The 23,839-nt window shown below is 71.2% G+C and carries 24 protein-coding genes; 14 read left to right on the top strand and 10 right to left on the bottom strand.

Annotation, left to right across the window (positions count from 1 at the left end; genetic code table 11):
• The 3 genes from AB0H62_RS19330 to AB0H62_RS19320 are packed head-to-tail and all read right to left on the bottom strand — an operon-like array spanning position 1 to position 4,714.
• Positions 1-780, bottom strand: coding sequence for an enoyl-CoA hydratase/isomerase family protein (locus AB0H62_RS19330; RefSeq protein ID WP_360587229.1), 780 nt, complete (start codon positions 778-780; stop codon positions 1-3).
• The gene (locus tag AB0H62_RS19325; protein ID WP_360587227.1) at positions 780-3,164 is read right to left on the bottom strand and encodes a xanthine dehydrogenase family protein molybdopterin-binding subunit; all 2,385 of its coding nucleotides are present in this window, start codon (positions 3,162-3,164) and stop codon (positions 780-782) included. The genes AB0H62_RS19330 and AB0H62_RS19325 overlap by 1 nt, the downstream gene beginning before the upstream one ends.
• Positions 3,161-4,714, bottom strand: coding sequence for an AMP-binding protein (locus tag AB0H62_RS19320; RefSeq protein WP_220241034.1), 1,554 nt, complete (start codon positions 4,712-4,714; stop codon positions 3,161-3,163). Before AB0H62_RS19320 ends, AB0H62_RS19325 begins: the two co-directional genes overlap by 4 nt.
• A 94-nt stretch (positions 4,715-4,808) precedes the next feature.
• Here AB0H62_RS19320 and AB0H62_RS19315 point away from each other — a divergent pair, with 94 nt between their 5' ends.
• The 5 genes from AB0H62_RS19315 (at position 4,809) to AB0H62_RS19295 (ending at position 10,420) form a co-directional block, all read left to right on the top strand.
• A complete protein-coding gene (locus tag AB0H62_RS19315) occupies positions 4,809-5,339 on the top strand; it encodes a PadR family transcriptional regulator (RefSeq protein ID WP_220241033.1) in 531 nt (176 codons plus the stop codon).
• A 54-nt stretch (positions 5,340-5,393) separates the two neighbouring features.
• On the top strand, positions 5,394-6,143 hold the full coding sequence (locus tag AB0H62_RS19310; protein WP_360587224.1) for a flavin reductase family protein: 750 nt from the start codon (positions 5,394-5,396) through the stop codon (positions 6,141-6,143).
• A 739-nt stretch (positions 6,144-6,882) separates the two neighbouring features.
• Positions 6,883-8,577, top strand: coding sequence for an AMP-binding protein (locus AB0H62_RS19305; protein ID WP_360587222.1), 1,695 nt, complete (start codon positions 6,883-6,885; stop codon positions 8,575-8,577).
• 83 nt (positions 8,578-8,660) lie between these two features.
• Complete coding sequence (locus AB0H62_RS19300) at positions 8,661-9,665, top strand: FUSC family membrane protein (RefSeq protein WP_360587220.1); 1,005 nt, start codon at positions 8,661-8,663, stop codon at positions 9,663-9,665.
• The gene (locus AB0H62_RS19295) at positions 9,599-10,420 is read left to right on the top strand and encodes an FUSC family protein (protein WP_360587218.1); all 822 of its coding nucleotides are present in this window, start codon (positions 9,599-9,601) and stop codon (positions 10,418-10,420) included. The genes AB0H62_RS19300 and AB0H62_RS19295 overlap by 67 nt, the downstream gene beginning before the upstream one ends.
• Positions 10,421-10,445: 25 nt before the next feature.
• On the opposite strand, the gene AB0H62_RS19290 is transcribed toward AB0H62_RS19295, so the two are convergent.
• Both AB0H62_RS19290 and AB0H62_RS19285 read right to left on the bottom strand, forming a co-directional pair.
• Positions 10,446-10,790 carry a DUF2255 family protein gene (locus tag AB0H62_RS19290; RefSeq protein ID WP_220241024.1) on the bottom strand — a complete coding sequence of 115 codons (345 nt, stop codon included), beginning with the start codon at positions 10,788-10,790 and terminating at the stop codon, positions 10,446-10,448.
• Positions 10,787-11,647, bottom strand: a complete 861-nt coding sequence (locus AB0H62_RS19285) for a helix-turn-helix domain-containing protein (RefSeq protein ID WP_360587216.1) — start codon at positions 11,645-11,647, stop codon at positions 10,787-10,789. The genes AB0H62_RS19290 and AB0H62_RS19285 overlap by 4 nt, the downstream gene beginning before the upstream one ends.
• A gap of 150 nt (positions 11,648-11,797) precedes the next feature.
• Between AB0H62_RS19285 and AB0H62_RS19280 the strand changes: the two genes are divergently transcribed.
• The 3 genes from AB0H62_RS19280 to AB0H62_RS19270 all read left to right on the top strand — a co-directional run bounded on the left by AB0H62_RS19280 (position 11,798) and on the right by AB0H62_RS19270 (position 14,929).
• The gene (locus AB0H62_RS19280) at positions 11,798-12,709 is read left to right on the top strand and encodes an alpha/beta hydrolase (protein WP_255638053.1); all 912 of its coding nucleotides are present in this window, start codon (positions 11,798-11,800) and stop codon (positions 12,707-12,709) included.
• A gap of 157 nt (positions 12,710-12,866) precedes the next feature.
• On the top strand, positions 12,867-13,802 hold the full coding sequence (locus tag AB0H62_RS19275) for a LysR family transcriptional regulator (protein ID WP_220241018.1): 936 nt from the start codon (positions 12,867-12,869) through the stop codon (positions 13,800-13,802).
• A gap of 194 nt (positions 13,803-13,996) precedes the next feature.
• On the top strand, positions 13,997-14,929 hold the full coding sequence (locus AB0H62_RS19270; protein ID WP_360587213.1) for a LysR substrate-binding domain-containing protein: 933 nt from the start codon (positions 13,997-13,999) through the stop codon (positions 14,927-14,929).
• A gap of 58 nt (positions 14,930-14,987) precedes the next feature.
• Here the strand turns inward: AB0H62_RS19270 and AB0H62_RS19265 are convergent, their stop codons facing one another.
• Genes AB0H62_RS19265 through AB0H62_RS19245 form a run of 5 tightly spaced genes read right to left on the bottom strand, consistent with a single transcriptional unit; the run spans position 14,988 to position 20,146 of the window.
• Positions 14,988-15,827, bottom strand: a complete 840-nt coding sequence (locus AB0H62_RS19265) for a carbohydrate ABC transporter permease (protein WP_220241015.1) — start codon at positions 15,825-15,827, stop codon at positions 14,988-14,990.
• 10 nt (positions 15,828-15,837) lie between these two features.
• Positions 15,838-16,776: a sugar ABC transporter permease gene (locus tag AB0H62_RS19260; protein ID WP_360587211.1), complete on the bottom strand. Its 939-nt coding sequence runs from the start codon at positions 16,774-16,776 to the stop codon at positions 15,838-15,840.
• Positions 16,777-16,779: 3 nt separating this feature from the next.
• Positions 16,780-17,640: a metallophosphoesterase gene (locus AB0H62_RS19255; protein WP_220241011.1), complete on the bottom strand. Its 861-nt coding sequence runs from the start codon at positions 17,638-17,640 to the stop codon at positions 16,780-16,782.
• A complete protein-coding gene (locus tag AB0H62_RS19250) occupies positions 17,637-19,019 on the bottom strand; it encodes an ABC transporter substrate-binding protein (protein ID WP_220241009.1) in 1,383 nt (460 codons plus the stop codon). Before AB0H62_RS19250 ends, AB0H62_RS19255 begins: the two co-directional genes overlap by 4 nt.
• Positions 19,016-20,146 carry an ABC transporter ATP-binding protein gene (locus AB0H62_RS19245; protein WP_360587209.1) on the bottom strand — a complete coding sequence of 377 codons (1,131 nt, stop codon included), beginning with the start codon at positions 20,144-20,146 and terminating at the stop codon, positions 19,016-19,018. The genes AB0H62_RS19250 and AB0H62_RS19245 overlap by 4 nt, the downstream gene beginning before the upstream one ends.
• 345 nt (positions 20,147-20,491) lie before the next feature.
• On the opposite strand from AB0H62_RS19245, the gene AB0H62_RS19240 reads away from it, so the two are divergent.
• From AB0H62_RS19240 to AB0H62_RS19215, 6 genes are all read left to right on the top strand, one after another.
• Positions 20,492-20,731: a hypothetical protein gene (locus tag AB0H62_RS19240; RefSeq protein WP_360587207.1), complete on the top strand. Its 240-nt coding sequence runs from the start codon at positions 20,492-20,494 to the stop codon at positions 20,729-20,731.
• 122 nt (positions 20,732-20,853) lie between these two features.
• On the top strand, positions 20,854-21,663 hold the full coding sequence (locus AB0H62_RS19235) for an MBL fold metallo-hydrolase (protein ID WP_360587206.1): 810 nt from the start codon (positions 20,854-20,856) through the stop codon (positions 21,661-21,663).
• 226 nt (positions 21,664-21,889) lie between these two features.
• A complete protein-coding gene (locus AB0H62_RS19230) occupies positions 21,890-22,267 on the top strand; it encodes a hypothetical protein (RefSeq protein WP_220241002.1) in 378 nt (125 codons plus the stop codon).
• Between the two features lie 121 nt (positions 22,268-22,388).
• Positions 22,389-22,574, top strand: coding sequence for a hypothetical protein (locus AB0H62_RS19225; RefSeq protein WP_255638051.1), 186 nt, complete (start codon positions 22,389-22,391; stop codon positions 22,572-22,574).
• A 512-nt stretch (positions 22,575-23,086) separates the two neighbouring features.
• Positions 23,087-23,461 (top strand): hypothetical protein, encoded by a 375-nt coding sequence (locus AB0H62_RS19220; RefSeq protein WP_220241000.1) that lies wholly within the window; start codon positions 23,087-23,089, stop codon positions 23,459-23,461.
• Positions 23,458-23,673, top strand: a complete 216-nt coding sequence (locus AB0H62_RS19215; RefSeq protein WP_220240998.1) for a hypothetical protein — start codon at positions 23,458-23,460, stop codon at positions 23,671-23,673. Before AB0H62_RS19220 ends, AB0H62_RS19215 begins: the two co-directional genes overlap by 4 nt.
• The last annotated feature ends 166 nt before the right edge of the window (positions 23,674-23,839 follow it).

Genomic DNA, 23,839 nt, shown 5'->3' with positions numbered 1-23,839 from the left:
TCAGCGCCCCTGGAACTTCGCGGGCCGCTTCTCGGTGAACGCCGCCACGCCCTCGGCGAAGTCTTGGCTCGCGCGCAGCATCGCGTACGCCTTGCGCTCCAGCTCGATGCCCGTGTAGAGCGGCCCGTCGACGCCCTTGTCGAGCACCTCCTTGGCGGTGCGCGCCGCCATGGGGGAGTAGCCCAGCAGCGTCTCGACGACCTTGTCCGTCTCCGCGTAGAGCTCGTCGCGGTCGGCCGCGAGCTTGGCCACCAGGCCCCAGTCCAGCGCCTGTTCGCCGGTGATCCGCTCGGCGGTGAGGATGTGGAACTTGGCGCGCGACAGGCCGATCAGCCGCGCGAGCCGCTGCGTGCCGCCGCTGCCGGGGATCATGCCGAGCTTCATCTCGGGCAGCGCGAACCGGCTGCGCGGCGTGGCCAGCCGGATGTCCGTCGACAGCACGAGCTCCAGGCCCACGCCGAAGCAGTAGCCGTCGACGGCCGCGACCACGATCTTCCTGCTGCGCGCGGGCGCGGTGACGTTGTGGCCGAGGTCGGTGAAGCCGACCGGCTCGACCTCCATGAAGCCGGGGATGTCGCCGCCCGAGGAGAAGTGCTCGCCGTCGGACTTCAGCACCACCACGCGCACGTCGTCGTCGGCGTCGATCTCGGCGAACAGCTCCGCCATCCGCTGCCGCATCTCCCACGTGATGATCGTGAAGCGGCCGTGGGAGAGCGTCAGCTCGGCGACCTGCCCGTCGTGGGTGCGGCCGAGCCGGATCTCGCCTCCGGTGAGCGCCATCAGGCCTTCCTTTCCAGTAGTTCGTGCACGACGTTGCCGTGCAGGGGCAGGGTCGTGACCTCGACGCCGAGCGCGTCGGTGACCGCGTTGGCGATCGCCACCGGCAGGCTCATGCTCGAGCCCTCGCCGCAGCCCTTCGCGCCGAGCGTGGTGAACGGAGAGGGCGTCTCGAGGTGGTCGCTGATCAGCGGGTAGCTGGCTTCCGCGCTGGTGGGGCAGAGGTAGTCCATGAAGGTCGCCGACGTGGGCTGGCCCGAATCGGCGTAGCGGAGCTCTTCGTAGAGCGCGCCGCCGAGGGCGTGCGCGAGCGCCCCGTGCACCTGGCCCTCCAGCAGCTTCGGGTTCAGGATCGTGCCGGCGTCGTGCACTGTGGACACCAGCTCGACCTCCACGGCGAGGCTCACCGGGTCGATCCGCACCGCGACCAGCTCGGCGACGAATCCGTAGCACAGGCTGGAGTTGATCTGGTCCCCTGTGGACGGTGCCTTGGCCTGGGGCGGGTTGAACGCCGCCTCCTCGTACAGCCGCGCCGGCACCCCTTCCGGCAGTGACCCGGGGTCCCAGTGCACCAACCCGGCGGCGTGCCGGAAGGCCACGCGCCGATCGGGTGCGTCGCGTTCGCGCACGAACCCGTCGGCCAGCTCCAGCCCGGCGGGATCCGTGTCGAGCAGCACGCCGGCCGCGGCCCGGATCGTCTCGGCGATCGTGTCGGCCGCGGCGACGAGCGCGCTGGTGAGCAGGGGAGCGAAGCGCGAGGAGTAGCTGCCGGAGGTGATCGTCCACGGTGTGGTGGCCGTGTCCATCTCGACCACCGGCCGCACGGACTCCTGCGGTAGCCCCAGCCGCTGGGCCACGAGCTGGCGCGCGACCGTGGCGTGTCCCTGGCCCTGCGGCACCGTGCCCAGCAGCACCGACACCACGCCCTGCGGGTCGACGCTGATCCGGACGTGCTCCGTGCTGCCCGACTTCCCGCGCCCGCTCGCGCGCTGCTCGGCCGGGGTGGCGAGACCGACGTAGCCGATGTTGGTCGCCGACGGGTCGACGATCGTCGCCATGCCGATGCCGAAGTACTCGCCGACTTCACGAGCCTGCCGCCGGCGCTCGCACAGCTTCTCGTAGTCGGCGTTGCGCAGGGCCAGCTCGAACGCCCGCGGGTAGTCGCCCGAGTCGTACACGCCGCCGCTGGGCGTGTGGTACGGGAACGAGCCGGCCTGGATCAGGTTGCGCCGCCGGATCTCCGCGGGGTCAAGGTCGAGCTCGCGGGCGACGCGGTCCATGATCCGCTCGAGCCCGAAGTAGAGCTGCTGGCCGCCGAAGCCGCGGTTGAGGCCGGTGGGCGTCTTGTTCGTGACCACCGCCCGGGCCCGGATCGCCACCGCGCCGATGCCGTACGCGCCGGTGATGTTGCCGAAGCAGCGATAGAGCGTGCTGGGCTCGGGCGGGCGCAGGTACGCGCCGACGTTGTCGACGAGGTCGGCGCGCAGGGCCTCGACTTTGCCGTCGGCGTCGACGGCCGCCTCGAACCGCATCCACCGGTCCGAACCCGCCGAGCTCGACAGCAGGTGCTCCACGCGGTCCTCGGTCCAGCGCACCGGCCGGCCGCAGTGCTTGCTGGCCAAGGCCATCAGCGCGACGTAGGGGTAGATGCCCGACTTGATGCCGAAGCTGCCGCCGATGTCCGCGGGCACGCGCAGCCGCACTCGCGACGTCGGCAGCCCGAGGCCCGCCGCCAGCACCGGGACCATGGAGAACGGCCCGTGGAAGTTGGCCCACGCGGTGACACCCGGTCCGTCGGCGTCCTCAAGCCACTCCGCGACGACCGAGTAACACTCCATGGGCGCCGAGGTGTAGCGCGGGAACCGGTATTCGCCGGTCACCACGTGCGCGGCGGCGGCGAAGATCTCGTCGACGGGACCGAAGCTGAACGTGCGGTCGGTGGCGACGTTGCTGCCCAGCTCCTCGTGCAGCAACGGTGCGTCCTCGGCGATCGCGCGCGTGGAGTCGACCACGGGCGGCAGCGGCTCGTAGTCCACTTCGACTAGTTCCGCCGCGTCCTCGGCCGTGTAGCGGTCGGTCGCGACGACGACGGCCACGGGCTCGCCGACAAATCGCACCTTGTCGGTCCCGGTGGGGTAGTAGCGGATCGGTGTCTTGAGCGAGAGGGGGAACGGCTTCAGCGCCGCGAGTACGTCGTCCGGGCCGAGGACCACCGCGACGCCCGGGTGCGCCCGGGCGCGCGACAGCTCGACGGACCGGATGCGCGCGTGCGGGTGCGGGCTGCGCACGACCGCCGCGACCAGCGAGCCGCGCATCGGGTCGAGGTCGTCGAGGAACTTCCCCTTGCCGCACAGCAAGGGAACGTCTTCGATGCGGGCCGCCGTCATGCGCGCTCCTTGCCCGGCACGAGCTGCGCCAGCCGGCGGTAGTGGCCCGCGGTCAGCTCGCGGCGCAGGATCTTGCCGACGGCCGACTTGGGGATGCCGGCCACGGCCAGGTAGCGCTTGGGCCGTTTCAGCGACGGCAGTCCCGAGTGTTCCCGCGCGTAGGACTCCAGCTGTGCCAGCGTTTCCTCGGGCCGGTACCCGGCCGAGGGCACGACGAACGCCGTGACCGCGCTGCCCCAACGGTCGTCGGGGAGCCCGGCGACCACGATCTCGGCGACGGCCGGGCAGCGCACGAGGGCGTCTTCGATGTCCTCGGGGTAGATGTTCTCGCCGCCGGAGTTGATCATGTCGTCCACACGGCCCGCGACCCACAGGTCGCCGTCCTCGTCCTCGGTCGCGAGGTCGCCGGTGAAGTACCAGCCGGCGCGCAGCGACTTCGCGTCGGCGTCGGGCCGGTGCCAGTACCCGCTGAACGCCTCCGGGCTCTCGAGCGACACCGCCACCTGGCCCGGTTCGCCCGGTGCCACGAGGTCGTCCGGTGACGCGCCCTCGGCCGGGCTGACCAGGCGGACGCGGGAGAAGACCCCGGCGCGGCCGGCGCAGCCCGGTTTGCGGCGCACGTCGGGCCCGATCGTGAAGGTGTAGATCTCCGTGCTGCCGAAGTGGTTGACGAACACCTCCGGGTGCAGCTCGGCGTCGAGCCGTTCGGCGAGCGCGGGCGTCATCGACGCGCCCGCGTAGGCCAGCCGCCGCACGGACTTCGCTTCGGCCAGCCGTCCTGTGTGGACCAGCGACCAGTACGCGGTGGGCACCAGGTAGAGCGCGCTCACGTCTTCCCCGGTGATGAGCTCCAGCGACTCCTCGGCGTCGAACTTCTCCTGCGGCACCCAGGTGCCCGCCGCGAGGATGCTGGCCAGCAGCGCGCGCATGCCCATGGTGTGGAACATCGGCATCACGCCGAGCGCGACCTCGCCAGGGCGGTGCTGGGTCTGGATCAGGTGCGCCACCGCGGCCGCGTGCTCGGCGGAGTGGCGGCGCGGCACACCTTTCGGCCGGCCCGTGGTGCCGGACGTGTAGAGCATGACGCTCGTGTCGCCATCGGCCGGCTGGTGCTTCGGCGCGGGGGAGTCGAGCAGCCGCGCCAGCGGCGTCACCCGGTCGGGTGCATCCAGCGCCGCTCCGGAGTATGCGCGGGCCGGCAGCTCGGCGATGCCGGCGACCGTGGTGTCGGTGGTGTTGTCGGTGATCAGCAGGGCGGGGGAGCAGTCGCGCAGGCAGTAGGCCACGTCGTCGGCGCTGAACCGCGTGGACAGCGGAACGGAGATCGCCCCGGTCTTCTGCACGGCGAGGTGCAGGCTCGCGAGCGGCTCCCCGCCGGCGAGGAGGAGCGCGACGTGGTCGCCCGGGCGCACGCCCAGCCGGGTCAGCGCACCGGCCAGGCGGTCAGTGCGGTCGTCCCATTGGGCGTAGGTCATCGGATGCCGGCCACCCACGGCCCGGCGATGCGGGTACCGCTCGGCTGTCCAGCGGAAGGATTTCACCAAGTCCATCGGCGCACTCTCACTCCCGGAGATCCGGAGATCAATGGTCCGAATCGAATCGTCTGTTTCGGACTATGGGCGAAATTACGGTAGGGTCGAGGGCATGTCAAGCGGACGGTTGAGCACGACTTCGTACGTCGTGCTGGGGACGATCGGGCTGCGTGGCCCGTCCACGCCGTACGACCTCAAGCGCGCCGTCGGGCACTCGGTGGGGTACTTCTGGTCCTTCCCCCACGCGCAGCTGTACTCGGAGCCGGAGCGGCTGGAGCGCATGGGGCTGTTGGAGGTCGAGACCGAGCAGACCGGGCGCCGGCGCAAGGTCTACAGCCTCACCGACGAAGGCCGCGAAGCCGTGCGGGCGTGGCTCGCCGCGCCCACGCACGAGCATTTCGAGATGCGCGACATCGCCGAGATGAAGCTCTTTTTCAACGAGCTCGGCGACTCCGGCAACATCGTGAACCTGGCGCGCGAGCAGATCAAACAGCACGAAGAACGCATCTCCGTGTACGAGGACATGCAGCGCCGCTTCGGTTCCGAGCCCCAGTACGCGCGCCGCATGATCCCGCTGCGGCTCGGGCTGGAGATGGAACGAGCGGCACTGCGCTTCTGGTCGTCGATCGCCGAGGAGTTCTGAGGCCGCCGATCGCTTCGGCCGGGGCCGAAGCGCCGCGCCCTAGCGTGGGCGCTCGTGAACGATCATGTCGCGATTGCCCCCAGCATCCTGTACTTCGGCACACCGGTCGCCTTGCTGACCACAGAAAACGCCGACGGCTCCCCGAACATCACGCCGATGTCGTCGGCCTGGGCGCTCGGTGAGGTCGTGGTGCTCGGGCTGGCCCGCAGCGGCCACGGCGCGCGCAACCTCACCTCGCGTCCCGACCTCGTGATCAACCTTCCCGGCCCCGGCCAGTGGGCCGCGGTGGAGCGGCTCGCCCCGCTGACGGGCGCGGACCCGGTACCCGAGCACAAACGCGACCGGTTCCGGCACGAGCCCGACAAGTTCGCCGCGGCCGGTCTGCGGCCACAACCGGCCGAGCTGGTCCGGCCGCCGCGCATCGCCGAATGCCCGCTGCAGCTGGAAGCCCGCGCGGCCGCCATCCGCGAGCGCGCCGGGTTCCTCGTCATCGAGGCCGACGTGCTGCGGGTGCACTGCGCGCCGGAGCTGGTCGTGCCCGGCACCCAGCACGTGGATCCCGCGAAGTGGAGCCCGCTGATCTACAACTTCCGCCACTACTTCGGCCTCGGCGAGCAGCTCGGGCACAGCTTCCGGTCCGAGACGCCCGCCATCGCTTCAGGCGGCCACGGTCAGGGCCCGGCGCCGGTGCCGGACCAGCCCTGCCGCCTGCGCGCCGACGGCGACCACTACGTACACGATCAGCCACGGGACGAACCCGGGCGGCTGGCGGTTGGTCGTCGCCAGGTCGGCGACCACCGGTAGCGCGTAGAACGCCGGCAGCGCGAAGTAGGGCTCGTTACGGCGGAGGATTCCGTCGACGGAGCGGGAGAGCTCGTCGTCGGCGAGCACCGGCCGCGTCAGCACGTCGATCAGCACTGCCGCCACCACGGCCGCGCCGAGCGTCAGCAGCCCGAGCCACAACAGCGCCCAGACGCTGCCGGACGACACGACCATCGCCACCGCCAGGCCGGCGCCGCCGCCGAATGTGACCACGGCGGCCGCGACGTACCACCCGTTCAGCACCTCGTGCCACGAAGGTCGCTGCGCGGGTGTCGGGGCGCCGAGCCAGGCCGCGGTTCGCCGGTCGGCCCACCGCACGGGCAGCCAGAGGGTGAGCTGCAGTCCGGCGAAGAGGCAGAAGTTGGCGCGGCCCTCAGGCAGGTCGTCGTGGTCGATTCCGGGCAGCAGTGACAAGAACTGCATCGCGAACGAGCCGAACGCGATCACCAGCAGGCCGGCGAGCATTCCGGACCACGTCGGCCCGGGTCGCGCACCTGCGCGCACGCCGAGCCGCCGCGCGAGTAACGGCGTGAGCCGGCTCGCCGGGACGTCGTGCTTCTCCAGCCATCGGCCGGCCGCCTTGATCTCGGCGTCGGTCGGATCGGGCATCCGTTCCCCCTCGATTCGAGACGTATACGTGCGAAGGGCGGATCGCGTTGCCCGGTCGGCCGGAAAACTTTGCCCGGCGGGGCCTCGGGCCGGGTGGGGCGGGGACCGTAGCGTGGTCGTACTGTTCACCGCCTGCGAGCCGAAGGGGCCGGCCATCACCGACGTGTTCACGCCAGGACCGGGGCGGACGGTGTTCAGCCTCCGGCCGCCACCGTCCGTTGTGGACCGGTTTCGCGCGGAAGGCGTGTGGCGGGACGGAAATCCGCTGCAGGACCTCGTGCGGTGGCGAGACGAGTCTCCGGACGCGCCCGCCCTCATCGCGCTGCAGACGGCGACGGGCGACACGACGCGGTTGACCTATCGCGAGTACGCGCGGTGCGTGGAGCGGTACGCCGGGGCGCTGACCGAGCTGGGTGTGGGGCCGGGGCAGGTCGTGGCCGTGCAGCTGCCGAACGTGTGGCAGGTCAATCCGTTGCTGCTGGCCTGTTTCCGGGTCGGCGCGCTGGTGGCGCCCGTGATGCCGACGATCCGGTCGCGCGAGCTGGAGCGCGTGCTCGCCCGGGTCGGCGCGGCGGTGTGCGTGACGGCCGGCGTCTTTGACGGCTACGATCACGCGGCGGCCCTGGCGGAGATGGTCCCGCGGCTGCCGAAGCTGCGGCACCGGGTCGTGCTGGGCTCGCGGGTCGCGGCGGACGAGGTCGACTTCACGAAGCACTTCGAACAACCGTGGGAAACGCGGCACGCCGTCGCCCTGGAGGACGCCCGGCCAGACCCCGACCAGGTTTGCCTGGTGCTGTTCACCTCCGGCACCGCCGGTCGGCCGAAGGGCGCGCTGCACACCCTCAACACCGAGTACGCCACCGCCGCCGCACACATCACGGCCGACGACCAGGGACCGGCCGAGCGGTTCTTCACCCCGCACTCCCTCACCCACACCGGCGGCATCTTCCACTGCCTCATGCGCCCGTTGCTCACCGGCGGCTGCGGGGTCGTCGCGGACCGCTGGGAACCCGAAGCCATCGGCGCCTACCTCGAACAGACGGCCGTGACGCAGCTGCTGATCGCGCCGGTGTTCCTGACCCAGCTGCTGCCGTACGCGCGGCCCGGCCGGCTGCGCACCGTGACGACGCTCGGCACCGCGACTCCCACCGCGCTCGTCGCCGACGTCGCCCGCGTCCTGGGCGTGCCGCTGCGCACGTGCTGGGGCATGACCGAGTCCGGCGGGACCCTCATGCGGGCCGACGACCCGCCGGACTGGGCGCTGCACAGCGTCGGCCGGATCTCCCGGGGCAGCGAACTCGACCTGCGGTCCGACCTGGGGGAAATCACCGCGGAACGGCCGGGCCGGCTCTACGTCCGGGGTGCCACCGTCTGCCTGGCCACCGTCGGGCGGGACACCGGTGAGCTCACCGTGGCGGCCGACCACGACGACGGCTGGTACGACACGGGTGACCTCGCGATCCCCGACGGCCGCGGCGGCATCCGCCTCCTGGGCCGCGACGCCGACCGCATCGGCGGCGTGCTCATGATCCCGGCGGCCGACGTGGAGTCCGTGCTGCTGGAGCACCCGGCCGTCCGCGACGTCGCGCTCGTCGGCTACCCGGACACCTCCGGCGGCGAGCTGCCCGCGGCGGTCGTCGTGGCCGCTGCCGAGCCGCCGACGCTCGCGGGCCTGCGTGATCACCTCGCCACACTCGGCATGACGGAGTGGTACTGGCCCACGCGCCTGGAGCTGGTGCCGGAGCTGCCGCGCAACGCGATGGGCAAGGTGCGCAAGGACGTCCTCGCGCGCAGCCTCACGTGCTGACCTGCCGGCCGCGTCCGTCCACAGTGGAGTAAACGCCGGGTCCCGCTTAGCATGTTCCTGCTGCGGATCGGGGAGGTGGGGACGTGAGTGGAGCCATCGGCGCGTCCTCCGTCCGGGACGCGGTGCGGCGCGCGGCGGCCTTCGGACCGGCCGTGGGCGGTGTGCCGGCGGTGCGGACGGTGGTGGCCGTCGGGGTGTGCGCGGCGCTCGGTGCCGCGACGGGGAACCTCGTCGCCCTCGGGTTGATGTACTTCGGCGCGGCCTGCGCGGTGGTGTTCGCGACGGCGGGGGAGTACCGCACCCGCGCCCTCGCCCTGACGAGCCAGGGCCTGGGTGCCGCGGTCGGGCTGGGACTCGGCGCCGTGGCGGGTGCCCTGGCGGGTCAGGTCGCCGTCGCCGCCGGGGTGGCGCTGGTCTGCGGGATGGTCGGGGCGCTGGGCCCGATGTTCACGGCCGGTGCGGTGATGGCCGTGATCGGCACGGCGTTCGCGCAGTTCAGCGGGGTGACGATGCCGTGGTGGGAGCAGTCGGCGTGGTACCTGCTGGCGACCGCGATCGTGTCGGTGTCGGCGCTGCTGCCGTGGGCGGTGCGGCGGCGGAGTCACGAGCGGCAGGCGATCGCGGAGGTGTTCCGCGCTTGCGCGGACCTCCTGGACGCCGTCGGGACCGGGCCGGCGGCGCGGCTCCGGGTCGAGTTGGCGGCGTGCAGCGCGGGTGCCGACGCCGCCGTGCTCGACCACCGGTTGAGAGCTCCGCGACGGCACCGGGACCTGCTGATCGCGCTGGCCGCGGCGCAGGAGACGGCGGCACGCGCGGCTACGTACTACGTCGAAGGTCGGGCGTCACCCGAACTCTCGAGCGCGGCACGGGCGGCGCCGCCGAGGTGCGGTCCGGTCGGCTCCCCGGGTTCGGCAGTCACGACGTCGTGGTGGCATTCCCGTTGCGACAGCGCGCGGCCGCCGCAGTGCGGACCCTCGGCCGGCGATCGGTGGTGTTCGCGGGCGTGCGCCTGTCCTGGTGCATGGCCATCGCGACACTGCTCGCCGGGCTGGTGCACCACCGAGGGCACGGGTACTGGCTCCCGCTGACGGTCGCCGTCGTCGTTCGCACCGAGTACGGCACGGTGTTCGTGCGCACGGTCAACCGCGTGGCGGGGACGGTGGGCGGCGCGCTCGTGGCGATGGCGGCCTTGCTGGGATTTGGGTCCGGCTGGCCGATCGCGGCGGTCGCCGCGGTCTCGATCGGCTTCGCGGTGCTGGTGGCGCCCAGGCTGTACGCGCTGAGCGTCGTCGGGGTCACGTCCTCGGCGCTGCTGAGCGCGTGCATCGCGGCCGAGGACGCGCAGTTCCCGCTCGTGCGCGTCACCGACACGCTGCTCGGCTGCGCGATCGCGCTCGTGTTCGGCTACCGGCTTTGGCCCGGCCGGTACGCCTTGCCCGACAAGGCCGATCTCGCCGCGACCGCCCGCCAGGTGGTCGTGTACCTCCGCCGAACCGTTGCGCCGACCAGAAATCCGACCGGGTACCAGGCCGTCCGCGACGAGACTTACCGCACGGTGCACCAGACCCGCGCCACCGTCACGACCGCCCTCGCGGATCCGCCGCCGTTCGCCGGACTGGCCGCGGCCGCACTGCCCGCGGCCGTCGCCCTCGAAGACGCGACCGACGGCATCACCGCGCTACGCGAAACCCTCGACGCCGGCGCGACAACCCCGGCCACGGAACAGATCGAGGCCGTCGCCGGGGCCATCACGGCGTGGGGCCGGCCCGACCCCGCGCCTCCCGCACCGGCGAGTCTCATCCGGACGCTGCTCGTCGACCGCGTCGACAAGCAGGACTGCTGAGACCTGTCGTTGCCGGCCGATCGCGCTACGCCGGGGTGATCCGGAGCGTCGCGGCTCGAGCGTGGGCATTGGTAACGAGCGAAGCGGCTCCATACTTGGCGCGGTAAGCCTCGTCGATCTCGGCCGCACCCTCGCCGTCGGCAGCGAACGCGACGGCGCGGCTCAGCGAGGCGACCCGGAGTCGGCCGCGGCGGTGGTTCGAGGCGGCCTGGAACCACCGGGAGCCGGGACCGCGGAACGCGCGGACGAACAGCGTGCCGTCGACGAGGACGAAACCGACCTCCACCCAGGCGTCACCATCGGACCCCGCACTGAGCTCCAGCGACTCCGAAGCCGAAAGCGCAGCCAGTTCCGAAGCGGTCCAGGTCATCGCTCGGCCGCCGAATGTTCGGCGTTCCAGGACAGCAGGATGTCCAGCGCGTCGCGCGACGGGGTGCCGGGCTCGGCGGTGAGGACCATCAGTCGCTGGCCGGAGCCGTCGGGGCTGAGCCAGGTGTCGCAGTCGAGCGTGAGGTCGCCGACGAGCGGGTGCCGGTAGTTCTTGGTGCCGAAGCCCGCGCTGGTGACCCGGTGCTCGACCCACCACGTGCGGAAGTCGCCGTTCTGCACGGAAAGCTCGCCGACGAGGCGGGCCAGCTCCGGATCCTCGGGATCGGTGGCCGCCTCCATCCGCAGGGCCGACACGGCCACACGAGCGTCGTGCTGCCAGTGCGGGTGCAGGGCGCGGAACGCCGGCTCGGTGAACATGAGGTGCACATAGTTGCGCCGCGCGGGCGCCACCTGGGCGAAGTCGACGTACAGGGCGGTCGCCGCGGTGTTCCACCCCAGGATGTCGAGGCGTTTGCCGAGGACGATCGCGGGGGTTTCGGTGAGCTGGTCGAGCAGGCGCCGGATGGCGGGCCGCACCCGTTGCACCGTGCGACGGCGGCGCGGGCGGGCGTCGGCCTTGCCGGCGAGGTCGTAGAGGTAGGTCTGCTGGTCGTCGTCGAGCAGCAGGGCGCGTGCGAGCGTGGCGAGGACCGTCGCCGACGCCTGGACGCGGCCCTGTTCCAGCCGCGTGTAGTACTCGACGCTGATGGCCGCCAGCTGTGCGACCTCGGTGCGGCGCAGCCCCGCGACCTTGCGGCGGGTGCCGGTTTCGGGCAGCCCGACGTCGCGAGGGGTCAGCTGGGCGCGGCGCGCCTTGAGGAAGTCGCCGAGCCGCGCGGAGCCGGACGGAGTGGTCATGCGTTCATTCTGCGCCCGGCCTGCCGCGCGCAAGAGGGCCAGGATCTTGACCACCCGGAAACCCGTCTCTGGTGGACCCGCGGACACGGCCGGATCGTGGAGCCAGGCCCCGGCACCCCGCCGGGCACAGATTCCCCCAGGGAGCACCCCGTGCCGAAGATCGACGTCACCTTCGACAGCGCTAGCGTCCGGCTCGCCGGCCACCTCTACGTCCCGGCCGAGGCCGACGGCCCGAGCCCGGCCGTGATCGTCGGCCACCCAGGCAGCGGCGTGAAGGAACAGGCCGCCGGTCTCTACGCGGCCCGCCTGGCCGAACGCGGGTTCGTCACGCTGGCGTTCGACGCCGCTTTCCAGGGCGAGAGCGGCGGCGAGCCGCGCGGCCTCGAAGACCCCGCGCAGCGCGTGGAGGACTTCAAGGCCGCCGTGTCGTTCCTGACCACCCGTTCCGAAGTGGACGCCGGCCGCATCGGTGAGCTCGGCATCTGCGCGTCCGGCGGCTACGTGCTGTCGGCCACCGGCAGCGACCGCCGGGTGAAGGCCGTCGCGACCGTCAGCGGCGCCGACATCGCCCGCCAGTTCCGCCTGGGCGCCGACGGTGCGCAGGACCCGGCCGTGTTCGAAGGCATGCTGGGCGCCGCCGCCCACGCCCGCACCGTGGCGGCCGCCGGCGAGAAGCCCGCGCCGCTCACGCTGTTCCCCGAGACGGTCGAACAGGCCCGCGCCCTCGGCGGGGAGCACGGCGCGGAGGGCTTCGAGTACTACCGCACCGCGCGCGGACACCACCCGCGCTCGGCCGAGTTCTTCGACTGGACGAGCGTCGACAAGTTCGCCACGTTCGACGCCTTCGCCGCCGTGCCGCTGATCGGCCCTCGCCCGCTGCTGATGATCGTCGGCACGCGCGCGATCACCGCGTGGATGAGTGTCGAGGCGTTCCTGAAGGCCACGGGTCCCAAGGAACTGCACCATGTCGAAGGCGCGAGCCACGTCGACCTCTACGACAAGGAGCGCTACGTGGGCCCGGCGGTGGACAAACTGGCGGGCTTCTTCACCGAGAGCCTCTGAGCTCTGAGTCCACAGTGGACTTCAGTGTTTGCGTGCGGGGTGAGCCCGCTCGTGGCACCAGCATCTAATCCGGGTGCCTTGCGGCCAGCAACGGAGGTTCACCGCCCGTTCTCACGAGTGGACGACGCTGGCGACCACAACTGTGCGGAGGCAGGAAATGGAGTTCAGGCACTTGGAGGGCTTTCTCGCAGTCGCCGAGGAGTTGCACTTCGGGCGAGCTGCGGCGCGGTTGCACCGGACGCAACCGTCGTTGAGTCAGCAGCTGCAGCGGCTCGAGCGGACGCTGGAGGTCCAGCTCGTGGACCGGACGTCGCACGAGGTGCGGCTGACCTCGGCCGGGCGGGCGTTCGCGGTGGACGCCCGCGCGATCATGGCGCAGGCGCAGAAGGCAGCGGACTCGGCCCGCGAGGCCGCCGCGGGGCGGACGGGAACGGTCCGCGTCGGCTACAACTTCCCGGCCGGGCAGCACATCCTGCCGGCGACGATGGCGATGATGCACGTGCAGCACCCGCAGCTGTCGGTCAAGCTCGAGGAGAAGCGCACCGGGGCGCAGCTCGCCGCGCTGGCGGAGGGGGAGCTCGACGTCGCGCTCGTCTACGGGCACCCCGTCACCAGCGATTTCCGCCACCGGCGCCTGATGAGTCTGCCGATGATCGCCATCGTCGGTCAGGGGCACCGCTGGGCCGGCCGGCCGGGCGTGCCGTTCGCCGAGCTCGCCCGGCAGGGGTGCATCCTGTTCTCCCGCGAGAAGTGCCCGGCGATGTACGACGCGATCATGACCGCGGCCGAGCGTGCGAGCGTGCGGCTCAGGGTCGCGCACGTGGTCGACGACCCCGTGGCGACGGGCATCCTTGTCTCGGTCAAGCCGCTGGTGGGCTTCGCGTCGGTGTCACGCGGCATCTTCGGCATCGGGACCGCCGGCGGCGTGCGCCCGACGTGGGTCCAGCTCTACGACCCGGTCCCGATGATCGACCTCTACGCCGTCTGGCGCGAAGGCGACGGGCCGCACAGCCCACGCACGGCGTTCCTCGACTGCCTGGAGGCCGCCGGGCCGTTCCACGCGCCCGCGCGGGCGGAGGCGCGCATCGCGTGAGCCTCAGGCGAGGAACTTCTCCAGCAGGCCGGTGATCACGGCGGGCTGCTCCCGATGCGTGCGACCTGGCGGACCACTTGCCGCCGGCTCCGGCACCCTTGAGATCCGCTATGCCCCGCCCGGGTTCGAGGTCCGTTCACGGCGTGTTCGCCTTGGCGGGTGAAGATGACGGACCACGGGTCGCGGAGGTGGTGATGGAGTACCGGCACGTGCTGGCCTTCCTGGCGCTTGCGGACGAGCTGCACTTCGGCCGCGCCGCCCTGAAGCTGCACCTCACCCAGCCATCGCTGAGCCAGCAGCTGCAACGTCTCGAGCGCACCCTCAGCGTGGAACTGGTGGCGCGGACGACCCACGCGGTGCACCTGACTCGGGCGGGGCAGGCGTTCGAAGCCGAGGCGCGTGAGCTCGTGCGCCTGGTCGAGCAGGCCGGGCGGTCCGTCCGCGAGGCTGCCGCCGGTCGCTCCGGCACGATCCGCGTCGGCTACAACTTCCCCGCGGCGCAACACGTCCTGCCCTCGGTCATGGAGAAGATGCAGGCCGACCACCCGGAGGTGGCCGTGGTGCTGGAGGAGAAGCGGACCGGGCCGCAGCTTCAGGCGCTCGAGCGCGGCGCGCTCGACGTGGCGCTCGTCTACGGCCGTCCGGCCACGGCGAAGTTCCGCTACCGGCGTTTGATGCGGCTTTCGCTCGTCGCCGTCGTGCGGCAGCGGCACAAGTGGGCCGGGCGCCCCGGGGTGCCCTTCGCCGAGCTGGCCGGCCAACCGTGCGTGCTGTTCGAACGGGATCTGTGCCCGGCCATGTACGACGCCATCGTCCGGGCCGCCGACGAGGCAGGCATCGGGCTCGACGTCGTGCACGAGATCGATCACCCGGCTACGACCGAGATCCTGGTGACGGCACGATCCCTCGTGGGTTTCGCGTCGATCTCGCGGGCGATGCTCGCCGGGGCCGTCGCGGGTGGCGCGCGCACGGTCGCGGTTCCGCTCTACGATCCCGTGCCCGCCGTCGACCTTTACGTGGTGTGGCGTGACGATCAGGACGATCGGCTGCGGGATTCGTTTCTGGAATGTCTCGACGCCGTCGGCCCGTTCTCCAGCCCGCCATCACACAAGTCGATCAGATCATGACGACCAGGCCGACGACACCGATGCCGCGGGTGCGCCCATCCAGTGGGTTCGCCGCGTCTCATTTCAGACCGGAGCGCACGAACGCGTTCACGATGTGGCGGCGCAGCACCAGGTACAGCGCGAAGATCGGCAGGCACGCCAGGCCGGCCACCGCCATCAGCGGTCCCCAGTAGGTGCCCTGGCCGCCCTCACTGATCATGAAGCTGCGCAGCCCGAGCTGCAGCACGTCGTTGCTGCGCTGCAGCACCATCGCGGGCCAGAAGTACTCGTTCCAGGCCGTGACGAACAGCAGGATCGCCAGCGCGGCGAGCGGGGCCCGCAGGTTCGGCACCACGACCGTCCACAAGGTCCGCCAGGAGGAGCGGCCGTCCATCTTGGCCGCCTCCAGGAGCTCCTTGGGGAAGCCGTCGAGGTGCTGGCGCAGCAGGATCACGCCGAGTGCCGAGCACAGGTTCGGCACGACCACGCCGCCGAGGGTGTTGAGCAGGCCCAGCTGCAGCAGCAGCACGTAGTTGGGCAGCATCGTCACCTGGAACGGCACGAGCCAGGTGCCCACGAACAGCAGGTAGCACAGCCGCTTGAGCGGGAAGGTCCAGCCGGCGAACGCGTACGCCGCCAGCAGGCCGGTGAGCAGCTGTCCGAGCGCCGTCAGCAGCGCCACCAGCGTCGTGTTGATCAGCAGCTGCGGGATGTCGACCAGCTGGATCGCCTCGGCGTAGTTGCCGAGCGAGAGCGGCCACGGGATGGGCGAGAGCGACAGCACCTGGTCGGGCCGGCGCAGCGAAGTCGCGTAGAGCCAGTAGATGGGGAAGACGCACAGCACGCCCAGCGCACCGAGCGCCAGGTGCCCGGGCAGGGCCCGCAGGCGCGAGCTCGCTCCCGGAACGAAATCCACCATGGACGCCTCCTCAGTCGTCGTGGACGGACAGTTTCTCGCTGAGCAAAACGAGCCCCGCGGCGATGATGCCGAACACCACGAACAGCACCATCCCCGCCGCCGTGCCGAGCCCGGCGTCGAAGCTGTGGAAGCTGTAGTCCCACAGCAGGTAGTAGACGTTCGTGGTGGCGCCCGACGGGCCGCCCTGCGTGATCGTGTCGATCAGCGGGAAGGTCCACTGCGCCGACAGCAGCACCGTCATCAGCGCCAGGAACACCAGCGTCGGCGACAGCAGCGGCAGCGTGATCCAGCGGGTGATCTGGCCGCGGGAGGCGCCGTCGATCATGGCCGCCTCGCTGTAGTCGCTGTTGATGTTGGACAGCCCCGCGGACACCACGAGCACCGCGAACCCGATCAGGTGCCACCCGGTCACCAGGATGATCGCGGGCTGCGCCCACGTGGTGTCGTGCAGCCAGTTCACGTGGGTGCCCAGCACGCGGTTCACCGCGCCGCCCGACGGTTCGAGCAGCCACTCCCACACGGTTGCGCTGGCTACGGGCGCGACCAGCAGCGGGGCGAACACGAGCGCCTGGTACACCGCGCGTGCCCGGCCCCGCACGCGCTGGCCGAGCAGGCCGACCAGCACCGGGACCAGGAGTGTGAACGGGATCAGGCCCCCGATCACCTCCAGGGTTCGCAGCGCGGCTTGGCCCACGGCGGGCAGCTGGAACAACCGCACGTAGTTGCCCAGCCCCACCGGTGTCGCCGGCTGGGTGGGCAACAGGTTCCAGGAGAAGAACGACAGCTGCGCGGTTTGCACGAGCGGGCGGTAGGTCCAGATCACCAGCAGGGCCAACGCCGGCAGGAGGTAAAGGTACGGTGGCGCCCCGCGCAGGAGCCGCCGCACCAGCGCCGGCCGAGCCACGCGCGCCGGGACCACCACCACGGGTGCCGGGATTTCGACGAACATCGTTCACCCGTCCTTGAAGAACTTGTCCAGGGCGTAGCGCACGCGTTCCTCCTTGTCCTCGTCGTACACCACCGGCGCGTCGCCGATCTCGACCGCGGTGGCGACGAACGTCCCGTCGATCAGGTCGATGCGGCTGATCCCCGCGCCCACCCGCCCGCGCATCCGGCCCGGCGGCGGGAGCGGATCCGACCGGTAGGCGAGCGCCGGCCCGACCCACACCGGGATCCCCGCCAGCGACCCGCAGCCGGTGTGGTGGGCGTGGCCGGTGACGATCATCCGCACGTCCGTGCCCGCCAGCGCCGCCGCCAGGTCGTCCGCGTTGTGCAGCCGGAGCAGGTGCGCCGACGGCACAGGCGAGGGGAGTGGCGGGTGGTGCACCACCAGGATCGTGCCGCGTGGGGCCGGGCTCGCCAGCTCGTCGCGCAGCCACTCCAGCTGGGCGGGCTCGAGCCGCCCGTCGGGCCGGGCCGGCGTGCTGCTGTCGAGCACGACGACCCGGACGCCTTCGATGCGGTGAACCGAGTCCACCGCGGCGATCGGGTCCGGCGACTCGGGCAGCAGCTCCCGGCGGAACGCGGCGCGCTCGTCGTGGTTGCCCATGGCGTACACGACTTCCGCGCCGAGCTCGGCCGCCGCCGGCGCCAGTGCCGAGGCGAGCCTCCGATACGCCTCGGGCTTGCCCTCGTTGGCGAGGTCGCCGGTGAGCAGCAGGCCGTGGACCCGCGCTCGGGACGACAGGATCGTCCCGAGCGCGGTGTCCAGCGTGGCGAAGGTGTCGACGGCCCCATGCAGGAGCTCGCCTTCGGCGCAGATGTGCGGGTCGCTCAGCTGGATCAGGGTCAGCTCGGGAGCCGTGAGCCTCACTTGCCGCCGCCGGGCAGCAGCGACGCGGTCTGCTTCGCCGCGGCGGTGAGCGACGTCTGCGGGTCGGCGCCCTGGAACACGGACTTCTCGACGGCGTCCATCATCGTGTCGCGGATCTGCTGGAAGCCGGTGCCCGGGAAGGCGACCCACGGCTCGATGTGCTGCAGCTGGGCCACGTTCGGCTTGATCATCGGGTTCTTGTCCGCCCACGGCTTGAGGTGGGCCGGGTCGTCGAGCAGGCCCAGGCGCAGCGGCAGGTAGCCGATCTTGCTGGTGATCACGTCGTAGGCCCCCGCGCTGGTCAGGAACTTGATGAGCTCCCACGCGGCGCGCTGCTTGGCGGGGTCCTTGGAGAAGACGTACAGCGCGGCGCCGGAGTTGGTGGGCACGGTCGGCTTGTCCCCGAAACTCGGCATCGGCGCGGCGCGCAGCTCCCAGCCTGCGCCCTGGGCGCCCTTGAGGTACCCGCCCTGCGCGGCGCTGCTCTCCAGCATCATGCCGAGGTCACCACGCGGGAACGCGGCGGTGGCCTGCACCTGGCTGAGCTTCGGCATGGCACCCGCGGTGACCATGTCCTGCATCTGCTTCACGGCCTGCACGGTCGGCGCCTGGTCGTAGGTCAGCTGCTTGCGGTCCTGCGACAGCACGCGGCCGCCGGCCGAGCGCACGAGGCTCTGGAAGCACCAGTCGCTCGCGGAGCGCACGAGGCAGTCGGCGTACGCGCCGTCCTTGCCGGTGGCCTGCTTGATCTTGGCGCCGTCCTGCTGGACCTCGGCCCACGTCTTCGGCGGGTTGTCGGGGTTTAGTCCGGCCTGCTTGAAGAGCGTGGCGTTGTAGTAGAGCACCGGCGTGGAGAGCACGAACGGCACGCCGTAGGTCTTGCCGTCGACGTTGCCGATGGTGCGGATGGCGTTCGCGTAGGGGAACTGCCCGCCGAACTCGGAGTCGATTTCGCTCTTGCCGAACAGGTCGTCGAGCGGCTGCGCGCCGAGCTGGCCCGCGGCGAAGGCGAGGGTGTCGAAGCCGAGCTGCGCGACGTCCGGCGGGTTGCCGGCGGCGATCTCGGTCTGCACGCTGGAGGTGGAGTTGTGGGCGGGGTTCGGGTCGCTTCCGTTGGGCTTCTGCGGCGTGACCTTGATGTTCGGGAACTTCTTCTCGAACTGGCCGATGAGCTCGTTGAACGTGTCGGTCCAGGTGCCGGCGAGGCCGAAGTTGTAGCTCTCGAACACGATCGAGACCTGCTGGCCGGGGGCCAGCTGCGGGGCCTGGGCCACAGTGGACGGTTGGGAGGCGGTCGGCGTGCCGACGCCGCAGGCCGACACGCCCAGCAGCGCGGCGAGCGCGAGCAGGCCGCCGGCGCGGGAACGGGGGATTCTCATGCGGGAACTCCTTGTTCTGTTTCTTCGGAGGGGAGGGCGGCGTCGGCGTGGTTGTCCTGCCAGCGCAGGCGACGGCCGGTGGTGTGGTGGAACACGTGGACGTGGGCGGGTTCGGTGGCGAGCCCCACCTCGTCGCCGGGCTCCAGGCCGAGCGGGCGGGGGCCGCGCACGCACACGCGCGCGGAACCGACGGTGAGGTGGGCGATCTCCTCGCCGCCGAGGTTCTCCAGCAGCCGCACGACACCGTGCAGAGCCGGGCGCGGGCCGTGCGGGCGCAGGTGCTCGGGACGGATGCCGAGGACGACCTCGGTGTCGGGGATTTCACCGCGGCGGCCCAGCGGGACTTCGAGGCCGGGCGCGACAGCGACGAGCTCGCCGCTGCGCGAGACGACGGTGGCGGGGAAGAGGTTCATCGGCGGGGAGCCGAGGAAGCCGGCGACGAACTCCGACGCCGGCTCGTCGTAGACCTCGGCCGGGGTGCCGATCTGTTCGAGCCGGCCCTGGTTGAGGATCGCGATGCGGGTGGCCATCGTCATCGCCTCCACCTGGTCGTGGGTGACGTAGACGAACGTGGTGCCCAGCCGGCGGTGCAGCTCCACGAGCTCGTAGCGGGTGGAGGCCCGCAGCTTCGCGTCCAGGTTGGACAGTGGCTCGTCGAGCAGGAACGCGCCGGGGTCGCGCACGAGCGCCCGCCCGAGGGCGACGCGCTGGCGCTGCCCGCCCGAGAGCTCGCGCGGACGGCGGTGCAGCAGCTCGGACAGCTCCAGCGTCGCGGCGACCTCGCCGACCTTGCGCCGCACGTCCTTGCGGGACTCGCGCCGGGCGCGCAGCGGGAAGCCGATGTTGCGCTCCACCGACAGGTGCGGGTAGAGCGCGTAACTCTGGAACACCATCGCCAGGTCGCGCTCGCGCGGCGGGGTGTGGGTGATGTCGCGGCCGTCGAGCTCGAGTTGCCCGGCCGTGAGCGGGGCCAGCCCCGCGAGGGCGCGCAGCAGCGTGGACTTGCCGCACCCGCTCGGCCCGAGCAGCACGAGGAACTCGCCGTCGGCGATGTCCAGCGTCACCCCGTCGACCGCGGTCACGGCACCGAAACGCTTGGTTGCTCCTCGAACCCGGATGTGGCCCACCGAATGTCCCTTCGATCTCCTCGCTGATGCCGGCGAATTGGAGCACGCCGGAATGTCCGGAGGATGAACGGCAGGCCAGGCTGCGTCGCGCTTTTGTACTTGCTCTGACCTGGGGAAATGGTCTGTTGTGAGCGGTTGTCGATCGCTTTCGACGACGGTGTTATCAGGGTTTTTTATCGTGCCATTGCGAAACGGAATCGGTGCACCGATTCGTGCTGAGGCGAGTCTATTGCAATTTCCGATCAGGCGAGTCGAAATCGTCGAAGGAGGCCCTCTCGCCCGCGCGCGGTGCCCACTCTGGACGCATCACGACGCGGAGGAGGACACGTGCGGCAGGTACGGGTGATGGCCAGGACGACGGAGGCCGGGGACGTGGTGTCGTTCGCGCTGAGCGGCGACGGACTGCCGGCGTGGACGCCGGGCGCGCACATCGACGTCGAGGTGCGGCCGGGCGACACGCGGCAGTACTCGCTGGATCGCGGTGCTGCGCGAGGACCCGGGCCGGGTCTGTTCCGCGCGCCGGGCAAGTCGATGATGATCTGCGTCTCCCGGTCCCGTTCGGCGCAGTTGGTCCTCGACGTGTGAGCGGTGCTCGATAGGCAGTGCCAATCGTGCGGTAGCTCTTTCCCTCGCCGGGCTGTTCCGGTGGTCCGGACCGGTCATGCTGCGCGGAAGCCCTGCGAACACCAGCAGATCGGAAAGCGAACATGCACCTCACCGTCCTCGGTTGCCGGTCCGGAATGCCGGCCGACGGCCAAGCCAGTTCGGGCTACCTCGTCGAAACCGCATCGGCGCGGCTTCTCCTGGACTGCGGCCCCGGCGTCGCGACTGCCCTCTCCGCGGTCTGCGACCCGACGGACCTGGACGGCGTCGTCATCAGCCACCTGCACGCCGACCACTGCTACGACCTGCTGCCCATCGGCAAGTCCCTGCTGTCGGCCACCCTGACGTTCCCCGGCGGCCCCGCCGCCCGCTGCGCCTCCCTGCGCCGCGTGCCCCTGTTCGTCCCCGCCGACGCCACCGAGGTCTTCACCCGCTGGGCCGCCCTCTTCCCCGTCACCACGATGCCCTTGCTGGACAAGGCTTTCGAGCGGGCCTTCGACGTCCGCGAATACCAGCCGGGCGACCGCTTCGAGGTCGGCGACGCCACCATCGGCCTCCACGAACTCCGCCACGTCCTCCCCAACTGCGGCATCCGCGTCGAGTCGGGCGGGGCTGTTCTGGCTTACACGGGGGACACCGGCATGACCGACGCCGCGGTGAAGCTGGCGGCGGATGCGGATTTGTTGCTGGCGGAGGCCACGTTGAACGCGCCGGATGTCACGGATCATGGTCACCTGAGCGCTCTTGATGCCGGGGCGATCGCGACTCGATCGGGGGCTCGTTCGCTGGCCTTGACCCACTTCGCTTCCGGCGAGGCTTCTTGGCTTGAGCAGCTGCGCACTTCCGCCGCCTCGGCTTTCGACGGCCCGATCCGCTTGGTGCGTGGCGGCGATCGGATCAGCGTCGCGGGCTGAGCCGGCTTCAAGACATTCGTGAACACGATGTGCTCGCTGTCTCGGAGACCCGCCCGTCCGGCGAGGCTTCTTGTGGTCGGCCGTCGGCCGGTCGCATGGTTACCGGAGGCGGCCCCGCGCGATCCGGCCGATGGTGGCGCGGCCCCGGAATGGCCGGCTTGCGCTTGACGTGCGGTTCGAGGCGTTTGGTTGAAGGCGAACGGTCGGACAGGGCAGGCTTGACCGGGTGAAGATCGATCCGCCGAGGCCGCTCACCGCGCAGGAACGGGTGATGCTCGACCTCGTGCTCTCGCCCGACTTCGTCGGTGCGGCGCAGCTGCGAGAACAATCGACGTCTGCCGTCGTCGTCGGGCGCTGTGATTGCGGTTGTCCCTCGGTCGATCTGCGGGCGGGAGACGCCGCGCCGATTGCACGGGTGAGTTCGAGACTTGTGCCGTCTGAGCTCGAGGTTCTGCCGGTCGGCGATGAGCTCCCAGGGCAAGTGATCCTGTTTGCCGACGACGGCAGGCTGAGCTGTCTCGAGTACGTGTACTTCGACCAGACACCTGCCGAGTGGCCCGATCCGAGCCGAGTGCGGGTGATCGGTCCGGAAGCGCCTGGCTGATCTGTACGACAACAGGTCCAGCGGGAGTGCCATCGAGGGTGATCATGGCATCACGCGTGCCGACGAATTTGTCGTCTCTCGTCTCCGCGACTGGCAGCTGGGCCACGATGTCGCGCGGGTCGTGGAGCAGATGCTCGGGCACGCCGAGGCGGCGATGACGCTCAACGTCTACGGGCAACTGTTCCCGGACCCCCTCGACGAGCTGGCCGACGTCCTGGACCTCCACCGGAAGGCGACGCCACGAGCATGGCGGCGTGATGATCAGCCCCGGGGCATGTGGGCAAAATGTGGTCAGCCCCCGGGCTGAGTCATACCCGGGGCATGAAAAAGCCACGTTTACCTGCGTGAACGTGGCCGATCCGGTCGGGCTGACAGGATTCGAACCTGCGACCCTTTGACCCCGAGGACGTGGGAGTTGGGTCTTCCCAGCTCAGAGCCCGTGTGCGTGATCATCTGCCGAGTCCGAATCGCCTGGTCGTTCGCTGCCGTGCGTGACGTGTGGTCCCCACCGTCGGGTCTGTTGTTGGTCAGCCGGCGGTTGTCTGCGTTCCTCGATGGTGCCTCCATCTGGTGGCCGACATGCGGAGGCAGCCTGGCCCCACCTGGTTGTGCTCGGCATGTCCACCCCGTCCGGCACCGGCGCGGTGGTGCTGCGCCGCGACAACCCCACCCCTACCTGTGGCCGCGCCGGACCCGGTTCCGAGCGAGCCCGCGTGGGCGCTTCATGCCGCGCTCAACCAATTCCGCTGCCGAGGCCCAGCACCCCATTCGCCTCGCGGCTCCGAAGACCACTTAGACCTCCCGGAAGGGAAACAAGCGATGACCTACCTCAACCTCGTGTCCTTTCACCTCTCTGGCCAGGGCGTCGTTGGGATGACGAACGAGCAGGAGATCGGCGACGTGACAGTGGCCTTGCCCCGGCCGTATCTGCCGATCGGCGGCGCCCCGGGCGTGGCGCCGGCGCTCGAACCCACCGCGAACGGGGTCCTCGTCGGGTTCGACCGCTGGACCGGCATGTGCGTACTGCCCGGGTGGGGCGGAGTCCTGCCCCCGTCGATCGGGCGCCATGAGCAGGCCGTGCAGGCGCGCGAGTTCGACCGCGACCTGGCCATCGACAGGACCTCGCCAGCTGCCGAAGTCAAGGCGTGGTGCGTGCGCCGGGCCGGGCAGCAGCGGGCCGGTGGTCGGTCGTGACCACCACCGAGACCGCGCGGCGGGCGCGGGTGTGGCTGGCGGCCGGGCTCGGTGGGAGGCCGGCGCCGGGCGACCGGCCCACCGTCCGCGACGACCTGATGCGCCAGTGGTGCCCCGGCCCGGACGGCCGCTGGCACACCCCTGATGGCCGGCACCACGCCGACTGGACCGAGCTGCACACCCGATACGACCTGGTGGAGGTGACCCGATGAGCACCGGCAATGCCAGTGCCGGCCGGCCCTTACGCCGCATCGCCCGCAATACCGCCGGACCTCCTCCATCAACGCCCGCGCCCGCGCAGCTGCCCGGTCGGTCGCGGCCGGACCCCGGGCGATGTCGAACGTGACGCCCTGGGTGGGGCGGTCGAAGTCGCGCTTC

Origin of the sequence: Amycolatopsis sp. NPDC050768 (assembly GCF_040654155.1) — a bacterium.
In the GTDB taxonomy this organism is placed as follows: domain Bacteria; phylum Actinomycetota; class Actinomycetes; order Mycobacteriales; family Pseudonocardiaceae; genus Amycolatopsis.
This window is presented reverse-complemented; position numbering and strand designations above follow the sequence as displayed.